Here is a 19638-nt window from a genome sequence, read left to right as displayed (position 1 = left end):
CCGGCGGCGGGCGGTGCGCCGCCGCCCCCGGGCCGCCCCGGGCAGCGGCGCTCCTCGCCCTCGGCCTCCCCCTCCTCGTCCTCGCCGCCCTCGTCCCCGTCCTCGTCCCCTTCCTCGTCTCAGCCGGGGCCCGCCGGGCCCGGACGGCCGGCGCCCGGGGAGGGGACGCCCGGCGGGCTGGTCGCGGCGCCGGTCCGGATCGCCGATCCGGGCGTGGCCCGGCTGCTCTCCCCCGGCGACCGCGTCGACGTCCTCGCCACCCGCCCGCCCCTGCCCGGCGAGGACCCGGCCCCGGCCGCCCGCCGGGTGGCCCACCGGGTGGAGGTGGCCGAGGTGCCCGGCGATGTGGAGACTGGTGCCCCGGGCGATGCCGGCCGGGGAGCCCTGGTGGTGCTGGCCGTGCCGCCGGCCACCGCGGCCGAACTCGCCGCCGCGGCAGCGGATTCGCGTCTGGCGGTGACGCGATGGTGAGCCGCTCGTTGCCCGTTGGCGGGAGCGCCCCGCGTCCGGCCGCGCCGGCCGGACTCCGGGAGCACTCCCGTCATCACCACACCACCACCATCACCAGCACGAATGCGCAAGCAGCGGAAAGGCAGTCGGGTGAGCGACAAGCAGAACGTCCTGCACGGGTTCAGGGACTTCATCATGCGCGGCAACGTGGTCGATCTGGCCGTTGCCGTGGTCATCGGGGCGGCCTTCACCAAGGTGGTGAACACGGTCGTCGAGGGCATGATCAACCCGCTCATCGGTGCGTTCGGCACACAGGATCTGGAGGTGTACACCTCCTGCCTGAAGGGTCCCTGCGAGACCGTGGACGGCGAGACGGTCGGCATCCTGATCCGCTGGGGAAGCGTGATCAGTGCCGGCCTGACCTTCCTGCTCACCGCGGCCGTGGTCTACTTCCTGATGATCCTGCCCATGACCCGGCTGAAGGCCCGGCTGGACGCCCGCAAGCCGCAGGAGGAGTCGCCGGCGGCCAAGACGGAGCTGGACATCCTCACCGAGATCCGCGACGAGCTGGTCGCCCGGCGTACCGGGGCCCCGGTCCCGGCGGCGGCCGGTGAGGGGCCGGACGCGGCGGGCGACGCCTCAGGGAACGGCTCGGGCAGGACGGTGGCCCCGCCGCGCTCCGGGAGCTGACGGGCCGGGCGGCCCGCGCGCCGGGGCCGTCGCCGGGGCGGTGGCTCAGAGGTGGTGCGGGGGCTTCTCGTCCAGGAAGCGGGCGAGGTCACCGGCGGCCTCGCCGTCCGGGGCGGGGCGCTCCCCCCAGCCGAGTTCGCTGTCGTCGGGCGACGGCCCGGCCAGCGGGTCGTCGAAGACCAGCGAGACGGGCGGTGCCGGCGGACGGTCCGCCCCGTCTCCGCCCTCCCCGTCTCCGGTCTCCCCGTCTCCGGCCACGCGCCACAGCGGTGCCGGGGTGTCGTGGTTCATGTCCTCAGGGTACGGGTCCGGCCCGGACGGGCCGTCGTGGCCGGGGGCGTCCGCGGCGGCCAGGGCCTCGTGCCACCACAGGTCACGGCCGGGCGTCCAGGGCACGGGGCGGGCCAGGAGCTGCACCACCAGCAGGGTCTCCACCTGGGTGCTGCCGGCCAGGGCGCGCTCCAGCACGGCCTTGACCGGCAGCACGACGCCCTCGTGCCGGAAGCTGTCGGCGGCGATCACCACCCGCGCCCCCGACGAGCGGATCCGGTGGCGCACCAGGCCGCTGCCGTCCCCCGGCGACAGGCCGACCCGGAGCGCGCCCATCCGCACGCACGCGAGCGTGATCACCAGCGACTCCAGACACATGGGCAGGGCCACCGCCACCCGGTCCCCCGGCCGCACGCCCAGTCCGGCCAGGAGCGAGGCCGCACGCTTTCCCTGGTCGAGCAGCTGGACATGGGTCAGGACATCGGCCGGGGCGGTGCCCGGCTCCCTCTCACGGCCCGGCGCGCCGGGCCGCTTCCCCGTGTGGTCGAGCGACATGCGGACAGCCTGGCCGACCGCCGTCGACGTTCGATAAACACGCCGGTGGGCGCGGTGTTGACAGGACTTCCCCGGCCCGGTCGCGGCCCGTGGTAGGGATGAGACATGCGGGATGCGATCACCGACGTGGCGGGGCTGCGCGTGGGACATGCGCAGCGGACCGGCGAGGGCTGGCTGACCGGGGTGACGGTGGTGCTGGCGCCCGAGGGCGGTGCGGTGGCGGCGGTGGACGTGCGCGGCGGCGGCCCGGGCACCCGGGAGACCGACGCCCTGGATCCGCGCAATCTGGTGGAACGGATCGACGCCGTGGTGCTGGCCGGGGGCAGCGCCTTCGGGCTGGCCGCGGCTGACGGGGTGATGGCCTGGCTGGAGGAGCGCGGGCGGGGCTACCCGGTGGGCCCGGAGCCGGGCCAGGTGGTGCCCGTGGTCCCGGCGGCGGTGCTGTTCGATCTGGGCCGGGGCGGCGACTGGCGGGCCCGGCCGGATGCCGCGCTGGGGCGGGCCGCGGCGCAGACGGCCCTGGCCGAGGGCGGCGGCACGGTGCTGGAGGGCAATGTCGGGGCCGGCACGGGCGCGGTGGCCGGGGTGCTCAAGGGCGGCATCGGCACCGCGGGCCTGCGGCTGGCCTCCGGCGCCACGGTCGGCGCGCTGGTGGCGGTCAACGCCTCCGGCTCGGTGCTGGATCCGGACACGGGAGCGCTGTACGGCGAGCCGGGGCGGTTGCCCCCGCCCGAGGTGCACGCGGCGGCGCTGCGCCGGCTGGCCGAGGCCGGGCGGGCGACGGCGGAACGGCCGGCGCCGGGCACGGTGCCCGGCGGGCCGCTCAACACCACGCTGGCGGTGGTGGCCACGGACGCGGCGCTGTCCCGGCCGCAGGCGCAGAAGCTGGCGGGCACGGCCCATGACGGGCTGGCCCGCGCGATCCGTCCGGTGCATCTGCTGACCGACGGCGACACGGTGTTCGCCCTGGCCACCGGGGCCCGTCCGCTCCCGGCGGAGGAGCCCGCCGCCGTGGCGGTGAACGAGATCCTGGCGGCGGGCGCGGAGGTGCTGACCCGGGCGGTGGTGCGGGCCGTGCGGGCCGCGGAGCCGGTCACCACCCCCGCCGGCCGTTTCCCCGCCTACCGCGACCTCTACGGCCCCTGAGCCGCCTGAGCCGCACCTGCCCCGCCGCGGCCCGCGGTGCGGGCACGGGACCGGCCCCGCGGCGGAGGCCGCGGGGCCGGTCGGAGTCGGACGGTTGTGCGGAGGCGGGCCCGAGGGCCCGGCGGACCGACGGGCGGACGGGCGGACGGGCCGGCGGGCCGGCGGGCCGGCGGGCCGTCAGTGGGCGAAGGCGGGGACGACGTCCTGCGGTTCGCCGGTTCCCTCCTCGCCGGTACCGGAGCCGGTCCCGGAGCCGGTGCCGGTGCCTGGTCCGCTGCCGGCACCGGGCTTCTGGGAGGCCGGGCCACGGCTGTTGATCAGCACCCCGGCCAGGGCCGCGGCCAGCAGCAGAATGCCGAAGGCCCACCAGATCGCGGTGGTGAAGCCGTGCACCAGGCCCTCCATCTGGAGCAGCTGCTGCGCGGGATCGGAAGTGGCATCCGCCGCGTGCGAGGTGAGGTACGCGGTGGTGGCGCTGGCCGCGATGGTGTTCAGCAGGGCGGTGCCGATGGCGCCGCCCACCTGCTGCGAGGTGTTGACCATGGCGGAGGCGATGCCCGAGTCGGTGGGCGCGACCCGCTCGGTGGCCAGGATGGTGGCCGGCATGAACGCGGTGCCCATGCCCAGGCCCAGCAGGATCTGCGCGGGCATCACCACGGTCCAGTAGGAGCTGTCCAGGCTGAGCTGGGTGAGCAGCAGCATGCCGAGCGAGGCCACCAGGAAGCCCGGCGCCATCAGCACCCGCGGCGGGACCCTGACCATCAGCCGGGCGCCGATCTGGGTGGAGCCGGTGATCATGCCCGCCACCATGGGCAGGAACGCCACACCGGTGAGCAGCGGTGAGTAGTCCAGGACGACCTGGAGGTAGAAGGTCAGGAACAGGAACAGGCCGAACATGGAGATGATCGCGATGCCCAGGGTGAGGTACGCCCCGCCGCGGTTGCGGTCGGCCACCACGCGCAGCGGCAGCAGCGGCGCCCGGACCCGGGACTCGACCGCCAGGAAGGCCAGCAGCAGCAGACCGGTGGCCACGAACATGCCGATCGTCAGCCCGTCGCCCCAGCCCGCCTCGGAGGCGCGGCTGAAGCCGTAGACCAGGGCGGCCAGCCCGAGGGAGGAGAGCACCACACCGGGGATGTCCAGCGAGGAGCGGTTGCGGGCCCCCGCGGGCTCGCGGATCAGCGCCAGGGCCCCGGCCGCGGCGATGGCGGCGAAGGGGATGTTGACGTAGAACGTCCAGCGCCAGTCCAGGTACTCGGTGAGCACGCCGCCGAGCAGCAGGCCGATGGCCGCGCCGCCGCCGGCGATGGCGCCGTAGATGCCGAACGCCTTGGCGCGTTCCCGCATGTCGGTGAAGAGGACCGACAGCAGCGACAGGGAGGCCGGGGCCAGCAGGGCGCCGAAGACGCCCTGGAGGGCACGGGAGCCGAACAGCATTCCGGAGTTGACGGCGGCGCCGCCGAGCGCGGAGGCGGCGGCGAAGCCGATCAGGCCGACGATGAAGGTGCGGTTGCGGCCCCACATGTCGGCTATCCGGCCGCCGAACAGCAGCAGGGCGCCGAAGGCCAGGGAGTAGGCGGTGATCACCCATTCCCGGTTGCCGTCGGAGATGCCGAGGTCGATCTGGGCGGAGGGCAGGGCGATGTTCACGATGGTGGCGTCCAGCACCACCATCAGCTGGGCGAGCGCGATGAAGAACAGCGCCCGCCACCGGCGTGGATCGGCTCCGGGGGGTGACGGGTCACCGGGGGAGCCCTCGCCGGGCAGCGTGGCGGAGGAGGCGGACTTCTCTGACATGCGGGGTTCCTCGCAGCGTGGGTCGATCCGCTCGGGCGGATCAGTGGACAGGCAGCTGGTGGTGCTGTGAGCGGAAAGGACCGGGCAGGCGACGGCACACCCGGGTGATGCGGTGCGGGGACTGCTGATGCGCGGCCCCGGACGGGGCCGCGCGGCGGGGAGAAGACCGCGGGCGGGGCCGGGCGGCACTGGCCGCCGCCTCGCCCGGCGGTACGCGGATATCAGGGCGAACGGTTCATGGCCGGTCCCACAGCTCGCCCAGACCGGTGGCGCGGCCCGGCAGCACGGAGCGGCCCGGGGCGCGCAGCCCGTCCAGGAAGATCAGCAGATGGCGGCGGGCCTGCTCCTCGCTCCAGGAACAGGCGGAGGGCCCCGGCAGCGGGCGGGTGAGCCGCCCGGTGGCGATCAGCAGATCACCGGCGGCGATGTCGTCCCGGAGCTGCCCGGACCGCCGGGCCCGCTCGACCAGCCGCTCCATCACGGCCTGCAGGCGGGCGGTGGCCTCCGTCAGGGCCTTGTCCTCCCGGCCCCGGCCGTCGGGCAGCAGGGTGCACATGGCGCCGACCCGCTCGTCGATGGAGGCGAGCAGGATCTGGCCGAGGGCGTGGAAGGCGTCGTGCTCCTCGTCCAGCGCGGCCTGGGCGCGCGCGGTGATCCGCTCGGTGACGGTGCACATCACTGCGCCGACCAGCGATGCGCGGTCGGGGAAGTGCCGGTAGAGGGTGGCGTTGCCCACGCCGGCGCGGCGGGCGATCTCGTCCAGCGCCGCCTCGGCGCCCTGCTCGCCGAGCACCTCGCGGGCGGCTTCGACGATCCGCTCGCGGTTGCGCACGGCATCGGCACGCGGCCGGTGACCGGTCGTGCCGGTACCGGCGGGGGTGCCGGTTTCGCTCAGCCGCGTCATGGTGCCTCCTGGCTGCGTGTGCTCGCGCTCGCTGCCCGGCGGAAGGCGTTCCGCCGGTGCCGCCACTGCCCTTCCTGAGCCGGGCCGGTATCTGTCTACCGGAAGCCACTGACAACAGGTGTTCGAGCGAGGGCCGTGAGACCCCCGGAACCGGGGATTCTTTCCCCGGTTCAGTTGCGACAGTAGCCCAAACGGGGAGGCAGTCCCCAGTTATTTCTCGCGGGAGGGTGACCTCGCTCACATGTCAGAACAAGAACGCACGGGCACACCCGCCCCCGCACCCCCGCCCCACGCGCACCCACCCGGGCACGACACCCGCACCCGGGCACGACAACGGCGGGCCGGCCCCGGGTTTCCCCGGGGCCGGCCCGCCGTGCTTTCCTCTCCGATCGGCCGCCGCGGCCCCGCCCATCAGGCGGCCGCGTCGAAACCGGAGGCGTTGGCCATCTTCTTCAGCTCCAGCAGCGCGTGCTTCTCGATCTGCCGGATCCGCTCACGGGTCAGCCCGTGCTGCTTGCCGACCTCGGTCAGCGTCCGCTCCCGGCCGTCCTCCATGCCATACCGGGCGCGGATGATGGACGCGGTGCGCTCGTCCAGCCGGCCGATCAGGTCCTCCAGGCCCTCCCGGCGCAGGGTGACCATCACCGACTGCTCGGGCGAGGCCGAGGAGGTGTCCTCCAGCAGATCGCCGAACTGCGTCTCACCCTCGTCGTCCACCGACATGTTCAGGCTGACCGGATCCCGCGCCCAGTCCAGCACGTCCTGCACCCGCTCGGCACTGGCGCCCAGCTCGGCGGCGATCTCCGCGGGCTCCGGCTCCCGGCCGTGCTCACGGTTGAACTCCCGCTGCACCCGGCGCACCCGGCCGAGCTCCTCCACCAGATGCACCGGCAGCCGGATGGTGCGCGCCTGGTCCGCGATGGAGCGGGTGATCGCCTGCCGGATCCACCAGGTGGCATAGGTGGAGAACTTGAAACCCTTGGTGTAGTCGAACTTCTCCACGGCCCGGACCAGACCGGCATTGCCCTCCTGGATCAGATCCAGCAGAGGCAGCCCGCTGCGCGGGTAGCGCCGGGCCACGGCCACGACCAGCCGCAGGTTGGACCGGATGAACAGATCCTTGGCCCGCTCCCCCTCGCGGACTATCGCGGCCAGCTCCTCCCGGCTCGCCGACGCCACGGCACCGCCCTCGGCGGGACGCTCGTCGCCGTCCAGGATGCGCTGCGCGTACAGCCCGGCCTCGATCGCGAGAGACAGCTCGACCTCCCGTGCCGCGTCCAGCAGCGGAGTGCGGGCGATCTCGTCGAGATACATCCCCACCAGGTCACGCTCGATGGCGTCACCTTCCGTGCCGACGCGTGCCCGCTCCGTAGCTCCGCCTTCGGTGACGGAGTCCTCACGGCGGACGACGGCCTGGATAGTCATACGCGTGCTCCCTTGCGAGTCATACGGCTTGACGCACGAGTCATGGACGGCTGCGGTTCACCCGGGCGGCTGCCCCGGCCTCCGACGACACCCCCTCGGGTCGCCCCCGGTGCGCCGTCCGTAACGAAACAACGCCGAGAATCCGGACATGATTCCCAAGTGCCGCATCTTTTTCCTGTGATGCGGTACACTGCGCGGCTTACATTCCGCAGGTGAGCGATTGCGCACTGCACAACCATCACCCCCCTCATCCGTTCAGACGAACCGGACCGCGGAAAGGTTGCCGGTCCGCCCCTCACCCGAACGGCTGATCCGGGCGGCGCCGCCCGGTGCCACGGCACACAGTGGTCCTCCCCGGCCCCCGGGGCCGCGCCATCGAGGAGGGCGGTGCCGACGATGCCGACACCGATACGGACGCCGATACGCAGGCCGCCGCGCAGACCGGTGCTCAGCCCGCTGATACCAGGGCTGATACCCGGCCGCCGGGCGCTCACCGCGCTCGGCGGCTCGCTCGCCCTCGTCTTCGCCAGCCTCACCGTGCCGGACCCGGCCGTCGCCCGCCCGGACGGCTCCGGCCTCGCCTCATCCGCCGCCGTGCCCGGCTGCACTCCCTCGTCCCCGCACCAGGGCCTGGGCACCGGAATACCCACCCCGGACGGCTACGCGCCCAGCCGCGGCACGGTCACCGCGCTCACTGTTTTCATCGACTTCCCCGGCTCCGAGGCGGAGACGCCCACCGAGGAACGCTTCGCCGAGTTCTTCCCCGAGACCAGCGAGTACCTCGCCACCAGCTCCTACGGGAAGCTCCGCTACCGCCCCGACCCGGTGCACCACTGGCTCCGGATGTCCCAGCCCTTCGAGGCCTACGGCATCGACCGCGGCGTCGGCTGGCACCCCGAGGATTCCGGTGGGTACAACCGGCTGATGCGCGAAATTGTTTCCGCCCTCGGCGACCGCGTGGACTTTTCCGCGTACGACCTGGTCAACGTGCTGGCCACACCCAATGCCGGGCCCCACGCCCTGGAGCAGGTGCTGTCCGTGTCCTTCGCCGGCCGCCCGCTGGTGGACACCCCCACCGGGCCGCTGCGCAACGTCAGCTTCATCTGGTCCCGCCAGCCCGGCGAGTCCCCGCACCGGGTGCTGGTGCACGAGAACGGCCACGCCTTCGGCCTGCCCGACCTGTACTGGACCGGCTCCGGCGTGCCCCCGCTGCTCACCGGCCACTGGGACGTCATGGAACAGGACTGGGGCCCCAGCAACGACCTGCTGGCCTGGCACAAGTGGAAGCTGGGCTGGCTCGCCCCGGTCCAGGTGGCCTGCGTCACCGGCACCGGCAGCAGCGAGCACGTCCTCACCCCGCTGGGCGCCGACGGCACCGGCGGCGTCCGGATGGTGGCACTGCCGACCGGGGAGCACCAGGTGACCGTGGCCGAGGTGCGCACCCCCAGCGAGCTGGACCGGGCGGTCTGCCGGTCCGGGGTGCTGATCAGCCGGGTCGACACCCGGGCACGCAGCGGCGAGGGCCCGATCCGGGTGGCGGACGCCACCCCCGGCAGCACCGGCTGCCTCTCCGCGCCCGATCCGCAGGTCACCGCCGAGCTCACCGACGCGCCGTACCTCCCCGGCGACACCTTCCGCGACCCCCGGACCGGCATCACCATCGAGGTCCTGGCGGCGGACGAGGACGGCCGCCACCGCATCCGGGTCACCCGCGACTGACCGAGCCCGCGGGGGCCGGGCGGCGGGCGGCCGGGCACGGGCGTGCGGTCAGCACAGCCAGGCACGGGCGTGCGGTCAGCACGGGCGGGCACGGGCGGCCGGGCCGGAGGAGGGAGGGCTGCGCCGCCGGCAACCCGCCGGAACCGTCCCCTCCCCGGCGGGGTCCCCGGTCCCAGCCCGGTGTTGCTACATTGCGGCAGGCGCCGCGGGCCGCAGCGGCGGGCGCCGGCCGGGCCGGACAGGGGGCAGAACAGGCGTGAGCGACACGATGCAGGACATCCGGCGATGGGTCGCCCACCGCCGCAACACCGAGCTGGTGCTCGTGGCCTTCGCCTGGCTGATCGGCGTCTTCGGCCACGCCGCCGCCGGGCTGGCGCTGACCGAGGAGATCCCTTCCGGCCTGCCGTTCTACGCCCTCGCCCTGGGCGCGCTGGCCCTCGCCGCCCACCTGGCGGTGCGCCGCTTCGCCCGCCACGCCGACCCGGTCATCCTGCCCGTCACCGTGCTGCTGTGCGGCATCGGCCTGGTACTGATGGACCGGCTCGACCACTCGTACGCGATCCGCTTCCCGGACAACTACCAGGGGCTGCCGGTCGCCCCCGACCAGGTCATCTGGACGGTCATCGGGGTCGCGGTGATGATCGCGGTGCTGATCCTGCTCAAGCACCACCGGGTGCTGCAGCGCTACACCTATCTCGGCATGGCCGTCTCGATGGTCCTGCTGGTGCTGCCCGCCTTCTTCGGCGCGGACCAGTTCGGCGCCAAGCGCTGGATCAGCCTGGGCCCGATGTCGGTGCAGCCGGGCGAGTTCGTCAAGGTGATGATCTGCGTCTTCTTCGCCAGCTACCTGATGGCCAACCGCGACGCGCTGGCCCTGGCCGGCCGGAAGTTCATGGGCCTGGCCCTGCCGCGCGGCCGGAACGCCGGCCCGGTGCTGCTGGTCTGGGGCGTCAGCCTGATCGTGCTGTTCTACGAGCGCGACCTGGGCACCTCGCTGATCTTCTTCGGCGTCTTCATCGTCATGCTGTACATCGCCACCGAGCGCACCAGCTGGGTCGCGCTGGGCGTGCTGATGGCGATCGGCGGCTCCGCGGCGGTGGCCGCCACCCAGTACCACGTCAAGGCCAGGATCGCCGCCTGGCTGGACCCGATGTCCATTTATCTGCCGGAGGACCAGCGCCCGCCCGGGGTGATCTCCGACCAGCTTGCCCAGTCGCTGTTCGCCTTCGGCGCCGGCGACCTGACCGGCACCGGCCTGGGCCAGGGCCACTCCTACCTCATCGGCTTCGCCGGACGCAGCGACTTCATCATGGCCACCGCCGCCGAGGAGCTCGGCCTGGCCGGGGTGACCATGATCCTGCTCTGCTACGTGCTGCTGATCTGGCGCGGGATGAGCGCGGCCATGAAGGTGACCGACCCGTTCGGCAAGCTGCTCGCCGCCGGGCTGTCCGCGGTGCTGGCGCTCCAGGTCTTCGTCGTCGCCGGCGGCGTCTCCGGCCTCATCCCGCTGACCGGCAAGGCCCTGCCGTTCCTCGCCCAGGGCGGATCGTCCACGGTGGCCAACTTCCTGCTCATCGGGCTGCTGATCAAGATGAGCGACGCCGCCGGGCAGGCCTCCACCCTGCCCGAGGGCAACGCCACCATCCTGGTGCCGGTGATCACCGACTCCACCGCCCCGCCCGGTTCCGGGTCCGCCGCGCCCGCGCCCGGTCCGGGCGCCGCCGGTCCGGGCGCGGCAGGCCCCCAGCCGACCGCACCGGCCCGGGCGCCCAGGTCGCGGCGACGGGGACCGGACGGCCCGCCGGCAGGGCCGACCGGCCCTATGTCCCCCCGCCCGCCCCGCGGTTGACTTCAGACGGAGCCAAGGACATCAACAGGGAGACGCGGGGAAGCGGAGCGAGACCGCGCACCGCGCAATCCGGGTCCGCGAGGTGGACGATCGTCCTTGGCTCCGATTCCTGCCCGGGGCCGCGCCCCGCCCGGCAGGAGCCGGAACCGCGCTCCCCCGTGGCCGCCGCCGGCTCAGCCGTGCGGGACGACGGCCACCGGGCAGGCCGCGTGGTGCAGCAGCGCATGCCCCACCGGCCCCGTCCGGGTGCCCAGGCCGCCGCGCCGCCCGCCCCGGCCCACCACCACCATCTCGGCACTGGGCGTGGCGTCCAGCAGCACCTCCGAGGCCTGGCCGGTCATGACCGTCTCGTCGACCTCCTGCTCCGGATAGCGCTCCCGCCACGGCTGCAGCGCGCCCGCCACCTGCGAGGCCACCGGCGCCGGATCCCGGCGGACGTGCACCACGCGCAGCGGCAGCCCGCGCAGCGACGCCTCGGCAAAGGCGAAGTCCAGCACCTCCCGGTCCGGCTTCTCCAGCCGCTTCAGGCCCAGCACCACCTCCGGGGCGGGCTGCTCCGGCGCCCGTTCCGCCGCGCCCGAGCGCACCACCACGACCGGGCACTCCGCCCAGGCCACGGTCTGCATGCTGACCGAGCCCAGCAGAAAACCGGCCACCGTCCCCAGCCCGCGAGAGCCCAGCACCACCACATCCGACTCACGGGCGGCGTCCAGCAGCGCGGCGGCCGGGCCGCCGGCCACCGACTCGGTCGTCACATCCAGCCCGGGGTGCCCGGACACCAGCCGGTCCCGGGCCTCCCGCAGCACCTGCTCGGAGGCCTGCTGGTCCACCTCCGGCGAGCCCATCGGCTCCAGCGGGGACGCCACGCCCCAGCCGTGCACCAGGCGCAGGCCGGTGGAACGGCGCAGCGCCTCCGCGGCGGCCCAGTCCGCCGCCGCCCGGCTCTCCGGCGAGCCGTCGATACCAGCCGTGACACGTCGAGACATCGGGAAACCTCCAGGGCGCATGGCGCGTGGTGCGGTGGCGGGTGTCTTGCGGACCTCCCTTACCACCTTGACGCCCCGGCCCCTCCCCGGCACCCGGAACACCGCCACCCCCTCCCCCATCCGGCCCCACCGCCCCGCCCCTCGGCCGCCCTCCCCCTGTCCTTCAAACGGCCCGACCCCCAACCGCTACACTGTCCGGCGGCAGCGCAACCGGGTCATCCCCCCGGGGACGGCCCGCCGCGGCAGTCCAGCCCTCGTAGCTCAGGGGATAGAGCACCGCTCTCCTAAAGCGGGTGTCGCAGGTTCGAATCCTGCCGGGGGCACACCAAAACCCCAGCTCACCGGCCCTTCCGCCGCTCCGGCGGAAGGGCCCGCGCCGCCGCAGCACACATTCAGCTCACGCAGTGACTCGGACCGCACCGAGGTCAGGCGCCCACTTCTGTCCAGGGCCACGGACGGGAACCGCGTCGGTCCTGGATGCAGGCCAGCCGATAGCGGGCTTCATCGCGGGCAGAGGCATCGTGGTTCGCGACCTGGAGGGCGAAGGTGACCAGGCGCAGTTCGCGGATGTCGCGCAGGACGGGGCAGCCGGGCCAGACCATGACATCGTGCCCGGAAGCCTCGCAGAACTCCCTGTATTCTTCGGCGTGGACCCCGTTCGGAGCCGGCCCACGCAATCCGGGCAGGCGGCAGGATGAGCCTCAGCCGCCCGGAGAGGGAGCCCACCGACAGCGTCGCAGCCTGGCTGCTGTTCGCAGGGGCCATGGCCGGGCACGAGCCTGTAGCACTACCGACCGGGCGCCGCTGGGACGCGGTGCGGACCGCCGAGCACCACGGCGAGGCGGTGCTGCGGATGCTCTACGGCAACGCCTCGGATGCGCGCCTGGGCTGCATCGCTGCCGACCGCGACTGCTGGTGCTGGATCATCCCCCCGGGTCACGGTGCCGAGCTCTGGCCCGCCATCGCCCGCTACCTCGGCAAACCGGCTCCTTCCTCACCGTCCCTCCCCCGCCACGGCAGCACCCGGGCGGACACAGCTCCTTCCGTGGTCCGCGCTGGGTCCGCGCTCCTGAAGCGGTCCCCGTCCCTTCACCGACCCGCTGGAACTGCGCACCGCACTCGACGTCCTCACCGAAGCCCTGACCCGGCCCTGAGCCGCCGCCCGCATGACAGAGATCCACGTTCCGCGCATCTCGCCAACTCCGCACATGACCCAGCGCCTTGATTACTCACCCTCTCAATCAGGAGTATTCGCGTGACTACACTCCGGGATGTGACCACTGACACCGTCGATGAGACCCGCGCCGAAGTGCTGCGCCAGAAACTCCTCCACCACCTGCGCGAACAAGGAAATGTCGTCAACGACCGCGTCGCCGCGGCGTTCGCCGCGGTGCCGCGTCACCGCTTCCTCCCGGACACGTCCCTGGACGACGCCTATGCCGACGATGCGGTGATCACCAAGCGGAACGACCGCGGCCACCCCGTCAGCTCGGTGTCCGCTCCCTGGGTGCAGGCCCGGATGCTGGAACTGTCCGGGCTGGGATCGGGCATGCGCGCGCTGGAGATCGGCTCCGGCGGCTGCAACGCCGCACTGATGGCCGAACTGGTCGGCGAGAACGGCGAGGTGGTCAGCGTCGATATCGACCCCGAGGTCACCGACCGCGCCCAGCGGCTCCTCGCCGAGACCGGCTACGACCGGGTGGTGCGGGTGCGGTGCGCGGACGGAACCTACGGCGCCGGCGACGCGGCACCCGCGGAAGGCTTCGACGCCATCGTGGTCACCGCCCAGGCTCCCGACCTGCCGCCCGCCTGGTCCGACCAGCTGGCCCCGCACGGGCGGCTGGTGGTGCCGCTCAGCTTCCGCGGCATCCACCAGGTCTTCGCCTTCGGACGCGAAGACGGGCACCTGCGCAGCCGGGGGCAGACCCGGTGCGGCTTCGTCGGCATGCAGGGCGACAACCGCCACACCGGCCACACCATCGACCTCAGTGACGGCGACCTGCGGCTCGGCCTCAACGACGATCAGCACGCCGACGCCGACGCCCTGCGCACCGCCATCGCCTCCAGCACCCGCACCACCACGTGGACCGGTGTCGTGCTGCGCAACGACGAAGGCGTCTTGCCCTCGCTGGACCTGTGGCTGGTGGCCACCCTGTCGCCCTGTGCGCGGATCTATGCCAGCTCCCGGGGCGTCGAGCGCGGCCTGTCCGGCTGGACCATCGCCGCCGCGGCCACCTGGCAGAACGGCACCCTCGCCTACACCACCATCCGCCCGGCCACCGGCGGCTTCGAACTGGGCGTCCACGCCTACGGCCCCGACCGGGAACAGCTGGCCGACCGCCTCGCCGAACGCATCCGCGCCTGGGACAGCGGCGGCCACCGCGGCTCCGTCGAGCCGACCCTCCGCGCCTACCCGGCCGGCACCCCGGTCGACCAGCTCGCCCCAGGACAGGTCATCGACAACCGGCACACCCGCCTGGTCGTCTCCCTGCCCTGACCACCGCACCGGCCCGGCCGCGCACACCCGGAACCCGACCACCGGGCCACCACGCCACCTACTCCCACCAAGGAGCCACATCGCCATGACTTCGCAGAGCGCCGCCCCCGCCCTGGACGACATCTTCGACCTCGATCCCCAGACCACCGACCTGACCACCCTCTACCCCGGCCTCGCGGACTCCGAGCCGTGCACCGGAGACAACTGCGGGCAGTCCCCCACCACCGGACCGACCACCGGCTGCGTCGCCCCGGACGGCCCGGTCGTCCCCCTGCGCGGCTGCGACGCCGTATAGGCGCCCCCCTCGGCAGCACCGAGACGCCCAAGGGGTGCGGCACAGACCTCTGCGCCGCACCCCGCCGAAGCGGTTCGTCAGGAGGAACGCTGTGGTCAGGAGAGTGTTCACCCACCAGCCGGTGGCAACCGCCCGCACCGCTCTGCGCCCGGTCCACTCCGGACCGGAAGCGGCCGACGCGGGGCTGCTGGCCGAAGGCATGTTCCTCGCCAGCCGCTCCGCCGACAACGCCGCCGGCCATGCCGGGAACGCTTCCGCCCGGCTGGCGGCCACCCGCCGGGCCTACGACATCCGGTCCCGAACCCGGACCACACCGCACGGCGTGTTCGCCGCAGTGGCCCCGGCCGCACTCTCCGGTACGCACACCACACTCCGGCTGGGGTTACGGCACAGGGCGGTGACCACGCCCGGTCCGGCATGGCTGACCGCCGTGGCAGACCGGCTCCTGGACGCCGACGAGGTGCTGGAATGCCTCACCCTGACCACGAACAACCTGATAGTGCGACGCGCTGACCGCCTGGAAGCCGAACACCCCGCCCCGGGCGGAGGAACAACCGTGCAGCGGAGCACGATCCGTGCAACTCAGGTCTCGGTGTGGCTGCTCGACGCCTGCCGGAAAGGCGCACACGCGTCCGATCTGCTGGCGGACCTCGCAGTACGCCATCCCACCGCAGCACGGTCCACCACCACATCCGCCCTACGGCAGATGATCCGCACGGGATTCCTGCTCACCGACCTGCTGCCGACCGGCCTGCGCGACGACCCACTCGGGCATCTGCTGACCCGGATCCCCGCCTCGGCAGCCCTCCGGGGGACCCTTGCCCGGCTGCACAACCAGCTCGCAGACGCGGATACCCACCCGCCCGGGACAGCCGAACGACTGGCGCTCCTACGAGCGGCAAGGGACACCGCCGACAGCATCCACCACGTCGAACGGCCTCTGGCCGTGGACACCGTCGCCGACGCCGAGATCGCGCTGCCTCGCTCAATCGGCGAACAGGCCGCCCAGGCCGCCACCATCCTCTGGCACATCAGCCAGCTCACCGGGCCCGGCGACGACTATCACCAGCGCTTCGTCCACGCCTTCGGTCCCTACCGCATGGTGCCCTTGCTGGAGGTCATCGACCCTGTCACCGGCATCGGCCCGCCCGCCGACAGCGAACTCACCCCCAGTCAGAGCGGCCCCGACCCTCATCGCGCGGCAGTCCTCGCCCGTCTGCTGTCCGAGGTCACCGCTCAAGGACGACATGAAGTCGTACTGGACGACGACCTGGTCGGACTCCTGTCCCACGGCGCTGACACCCCGCCGCCGCGCACAGCCGAGATCCACCTCCGGCTGCTGCGTCACCACGACGGCGAATTGCGAATCGCGGTCTGCCCCGATTCCGGTTCCCAGACCGCCGGATCAGCCGCCGGACGCTTCGCCCCCTGGCTCCCCCAACTGGCCCCCGAACCGACACCGCCCTCCACCAGCGCAGAACCCCTTCTCGCCGAGATCGTCTGCCGTTCCCGCATCGACCCGACCGCCGCCCTCGCAACCGAAACGCGGTTCGCGCCCCATCGCATCCCACTCGGCGTGCCCGAACGCGACGGCGACCTCACACCGGACGAGCTGTCGGTCACCACCGCACGCGGCCATCTGCTGCTGTGGTCCACCCGCCACAACCGGCCCGTACTCGCCGTGCTCTTCAGCCGCATCGCACCCGACCTGCTGCCCCCAGCCGCCCGCGCCCTGCACCTGATCGGCCAGGCTGATACCCGCCCCTGGCACACCTGGTCCTGGGGTCCGGCCGGCTACGCACCCTGGACGCCCCGCGTCCGGTACCGCTCCATCCTCCTGGCGCCCGCCCGCTGGCGACTTCCCGAAGAACTGACCACCGCCGCCACTCGCCGCACCACCTGGGACAAAGCCCTCACGACCTGGCGCACCGACACCCGCCCCGCACCACCCGACGTGGTCGTCATTCACGAAGGCGACCGCCAGCTCCCCCTTGACCTCACCCAGGACGAAGACCGCGAGCTGCTGCGCCGCCGCGTCCGCCGAGGCGCCCGAACCCTCGCCGAACCCCTGCACCACCCCGACGCCCACGACGACATTCTCCAGGGCCCCCATGGCCGGCACGTCGCGGAACTGGTCGTCAGCCTCACCCGCACCACCAAGCCCACCCCACCCCGGCCGGACCCCCGCGCCGCACCCCGCTCACCCGGCCTCCATGCGCACCTGCCAGGCAGCGGCTGGCTATCCCTCGCTCTGCCCGTCCCCGCCGCCTGCCAAGACACCGTCATCCGCCAACTCCCCGCCGTCCTCCACCAGGCCGCGGACCGCGTCGACCGCTGGTTCTGGCTGCGCTACCACACCCCCGCCCTCGGCGACCACCTGCGCATCCGCACCCACGGCGATCCCAAAGCCCTCACCACCGAGGTACTGCCCCTCCTCACCGCCTGGTCCGAAACCCTGCACCGGCAACGCCTGGCCGGCGGCATGGTCCTCGAGCCCTACCTACCCGAAACCGAACGCTACGGCGGCCCCGAGGCAATCACCGCCGCCGAAGACGTCTTCACCGCCGACAGCGCCTTCACCGCCCACTGCCTGACCCTCACCGGCCCCGGCAACGACCGCCTGGTCATCGCCGCCCTGAGCGCGGCCGACATCGCCCGCACCGTGGCCAACCGGCCTCACCAAGCCCTTCGCGGAGGACGCCCCCTCACCACCACCGACCGCCGTACCCGCGACAAGCTCCGGCTCTGGCTACGCCCCGCAACAGCAGACCCCCAGGTCCTCCTGCCTCCACCCCTCACCGACACCTGGACCATCCGGCACGAGGCACTCACCGCCTACCGCGCCACCCTCACCAATCCCGCCCTGTCCGCCCTGTGCGCCTCAGACCTGGTCCACATGCACTGCAACCGACTCCTCGGCCCCGACCCAGCAGCCGAAAGCCTCACCCGCTCCCTGGCCACCGACCTCCTTCACACCCATGCCGGCCAGCCCTGACTTCCTCGCCGAACAGGCCCTTTCCACCGCCCGCGCCCTGCTCGACCCCCAGACGGTCACCGCCGCCCTCCCGCCCTCCGCCGCACACACCCTCTCCGACGGCCTGGCAAGCACGGCCCTCCTCCACGCCTGTCTCGCCCGGCACGACCCACGGTTCGCCACTGCCGCCGCCGAACACTGGACAGCCACCAGACACCATCTCCGCGGAGCCCCGCCCGACGGCATCTACACCGGCCCCGGCGCCCTGGCCGCCTCCCTGATCATCGGCACCGGCTACCTCCCCGACCCCGAGCCCTGCCAGGCCACTCTCCGCAAGGCCACCACCTGGCTCTCCGCCCGCGCCCAAGGACTCGCCGACCACCAGCGCCGACGCTTCAGCAACAACCGGCCCGGAGCCCCGTGGGCCGTCTACGACACGATCAAGGGTCTGGCCGGCATCGGCCGCGTTCTCCTCGCCGCCCACACCACCGGCCACCACACCGAAGCCGAGCCCGGCCTGACCGCGGCCCTCACCACCCTCACCACGCTGATCACCACCAGCCACGGCACCCGCCCCGGCTGGTGGCTACCGGCCGCCGACCACCCGCCCGGCGTCACCGTCCCACCCTCCGGCGCCGCCACCACCGGCCTCGCCCACGGCATCGCGGGCCCCCTCGCCCTCCTCGCCACCGCCCACCTCCACGGCTACACCGTCCCCGGCCAGTTCCACGCCATCCGCACCGCTGCCATCTGGCTGACCACCTGGCAGGAACCCACCGGCACCTGGCCTCCCTTCATCAGCGGCAACGACCTCGAGAGCCCACCCCCACCCGACCGGCTACGCCCACCTCAGCGCCGAGACGCCTGGTGCTATGGGACTCCGGGCATCGGCCGTGCCCTCTGCCTGGGCGGTCAGGCCCTGACGGACGCTGCGGTCATTCGCGCAGGACAAGCTGCCATCACCGCTATGGCCAACCGCTCTCCCCCTCAGTGGGACACCGAGGGCCCTACGCTCTGCCACGGCACCGCTGGAGTCCTCCAGGCCGCAGAGCGGGCCCGAATCCGAACTGTCGCTGAAAGAGCCGCCCACGCCACTGCCGACTTCCACGATCCCCGACGCCCCTTCGGGTTTCCTCACATCGAAGCCAGAACCAGCTACGACAACCCTGGCTTTCTCACCGGCGCCGCTGGAGCCGCACTCGCTACCGCGTCCCATGCCGCCCTCATAGCCGCGCACCCATCCGCTCCCTGGGACTCCTTGCTGGTGCTGTGCTGATGGCTCAGAACTGACTTGTGTTATCGGAGTGGTCGATGGCCACGTGACCGATCCGAAGCCAGCGGCGACGTGATGAAGCCTGGCCCGCCATCGATCACTGGGCCTCCCACCTGACGATAGCCACCCATAGGGTGACGGGGACGAGAGAAGATGCACCATGGATCCCCGCATACCCCGCCTGCGTCGCAAGCTGGCCGCGATCCCGTTCCAACCCCTGCGCAGCCACTCCTTCGGAGAAGAGCAACACAAGCTCCGCCTCGGTCCGAAGCTGGCAGAAGCACGTGTCGCTGCGTTCGAGGCCGAGCACGGCATCGCCCTGCCCGACGCCTACCGGCAGTTCCTCACGCACATCGGCGGCTCAGGCGCGGCGCCGTTCTACGGCCTCATGCCGCTGGAGCGGTGTTCCCTGCTGGTCATGAACCCGCGTGAGGAACCGGGGACACCCCGCGGATTCGACGACGCAGAACCCGGGGGTCACGGACGCGACCTCTTCCTCCACGTCATCGAAATGGGCTGCACCGACGTATGCGTCATCGCGGTGACCGGTCCCCTCACCGGCCGCGTCCTCATCGGCAACAGCGACGGGTTCTGGGGCCCCAACGTCTTCTCCGCCACCGACTTCCTCGACTGGTATGAACGCTGGCTCAACCACATGAGCGCCGGACGCGACAACCGGGCCCTGGAACTCACCTCACCCCAGCTTCGTGCCCATCCCGACAGGCATCGCATGGCACCGCAGATTTGACTCTCCGTAACCATTCCACGGAAAGCAAGCCAGAACCGCCTTCGTCCGAGACAGCAGTAT

At 72.9% G+C, this 19638-nt stretch carries 15 protein-coding genes and 1 tRNA gene; 11 read left to right on the top strand and 5 right to left on the bottom strand.

The window, feature by feature from the left end; translation table 11 throughout:
- Positions 1–471 (top strand): RcpC/CpaB family pilus assembly protein (locus GQS09_RS29085; RefSeq protein ID WP_243761120.1); only part of this gene is annotated, 471 nt, incomplete at its 5' end.
- A gap of 129 nt (positions 472–600) precedes the next feature.
- Entirely contained in the window at positions 601–1140 is a 540-nt protein-coding gene (gene mscL, locus GQS09_RS04970; RefSeq protein WP_313895993.1) for a large conductance mechanosensitive channel protein MscL, read from the top strand.
- Between the two features lie 45 nt (positions 1141–1185).
- Here the strand turns inward: mscL and GQS09_RS28535 are convergent, their stop codons facing one another.
- Entirely contained in the window at positions 1186–1965 is a 780-nt protein-coding gene (locus GQS09_RS28535) for an AMP-binding protein (protein WP_207957470.1), read from the bottom strand.
- Positions 1966–2070: 105 nt separating this feature from the next.
- Here GQS09_RS28535 and GQS09_RS04960 point away from each other — a divergent pair, with 105 nt between their 5' ends.
- Entirely contained in the window at positions 2071–3111 is a 1041-nt protein-coding gene (locus GQS09_RS04960) for a P1 family peptidase (protein ID WP_165984738.1), read from the top strand.
- Positions 3112–3288: 177 nt separating this feature from the next.
- On the opposite strand, the gene GQS09_RS04955 is transcribed toward GQS09_RS04960, so the two are convergent.
- From GQS09_RS04955 to GQS09_RS04945, 3 genes are all read right to left on the bottom strand, one after another.
- Positions 3289–4908 (bottom strand): MFS transporter, encoded by a 1620-nt coding sequence (locus GQS09_RS04955; RefSeq protein WP_165984737.1) that lies wholly within the window; start codon positions 4906–4908, stop codon positions 3289–3291.
- A 235-nt stretch (positions 4909–5143) separates the two neighbouring features.
- Positions 5144–5812 carry a TetR/AcrR family transcriptional regulator gene (locus GQS09_RS04950; RefSeq protein WP_165984736.1) on the bottom strand — a complete coding sequence of 223 codons (669 nt, stop codon included), beginning with the start codon at positions 5810–5812 and terminating at the stop codon, positions 5144–5146.
- Between the two features lie 411 nt (positions 5813–6223).
- The gene (locus GQS09_RS04945; RefSeq protein WP_165984735.1) at positions 6224–7237 is read right to left on the bottom strand and encodes an RNA polymerase sigma factor RpoD/SigA; all 1014 of its coding nucleotides are present in this window, start codon (positions 7235–7237) and stop codon (positions 6224–6226) included.
- Positions 7238–7633: 396 nt separating this feature from the next.
- Between GQS09_RS04945 and GQS09_RS04940 the strand changes: the two genes are divergently transcribed.
- Entirely contained in the window at positions 7634–8956 is a 1323-nt protein-coding gene (locus GQS09_RS04940) for a M6 family metalloprotease domain-containing protein (protein ID WP_165984734.1), read from the top strand.
- 268 nt (positions 8957–9224) lie between these two features.
- Positions 9225–10805: an FtsW/RodA/SpoVE family cell cycle protein gene (locus tag GQS09_RS04935; RefSeq protein ID WP_165984745.1), complete on the top strand. Its 1581-nt coding sequence runs from the start codon at positions 9225–9227 to the stop codon at positions 10803–10805.
- Positions 10806–10978: 173 nt separating this feature from the next.
- On the opposite strand, the gene GQS09_RS04930 is transcribed toward GQS09_RS04935, so the two are convergent.
- Entirely contained in the window at positions 10979–11791 is an 813-nt protein-coding gene (locus tag GQS09_RS04930; protein ID WP_165984733.1) for a universal stress protein, read from the bottom strand.
- 250 nt (positions 11792–12041) lie between these two features.
- Between GQS09_RS04930 and GQS09_RS04925 the strand changes: the two genes are divergently transcribed.
- From GQS09_RS04925 to GQS09_RS04900, 6 genes are all read left to right on the top strand, one after another.
- Positions 12042–12114: transfer RNA gene (locus GQS09_RS04925), tRNA-Arg, on the top strand.
- A gap of 950 nt (positions 12115–13064) precedes the next feature.
- On the top strand, positions 13065–14288 hold the full coding sequence (gene fxlM / locus GQS09_RS04920) for a methyltransferase, FxLD system (RefSeq protein ID WP_165984732.1): 1224 nt from the start codon (positions 13065–13067) through the stop codon (positions 14286–14288).
- An 85-nt stretch (positions 14289–14373) separates the two neighbouring features.
- Positions 14374–14583: a hypothetical protein gene (locus GQS09_RS04915; protein WP_165984731.1), complete on the top strand. Its 210-nt coding sequence runs from the start codon at positions 14374–14376 to the stop codon at positions 14581–14583.
- A 91-nt stretch (positions 14584–14674) separates the two neighbouring features.
- The gene (locus GQS09_RS04910; RefSeq protein ID WP_165984730.1) at positions 14675–17578 is read left to right on the top strand and encodes a lantibiotic dehydratase; all 2904 of its coding nucleotides are present in this window, start codon (positions 14675–14677) and stop codon (positions 17576–17578) included.
- On the top strand, positions 17562–18833 hold the full coding sequence (locus GQS09_RS04905) for a lanthionine synthetase C family protein (RefSeq protein WP_165984729.1): 1272 nt from the start codon (positions 17562–17564) through the stop codon (positions 18831–18833). The genes GQS09_RS04910 and GQS09_RS04905 overlap by 17 nt, the downstream gene beginning before the upstream one ends.
- 157 nt (positions 18834–18990) lie before the next feature.
- Positions 18991–19578 (top strand): SMI1/KNR4 family protein, encoded by a 588-nt coding sequence (locus GQS09_RS04900; RefSeq protein ID WP_165984728.1) that lies wholly within the window; start codon positions 18991–18993, stop codon positions 19576–19578.
- Positions 19579–19638 lie beyond the last annotated feature (60 nt).

Origin of the sequence: Streptomyces sp. YIM 98790 (assembly GCF_011421595.1) — a bacterium.
GTDB lineage: Bacteria > Actinomycetota > Actinomycetes > Streptomycetales > Streptomycetaceae > Streptomyces.
The sequence above is the reverse complement of the archived record's forward strand: the minus strand, read 5'-3'. Positions and strand labels throughout refer to the sequence as shown.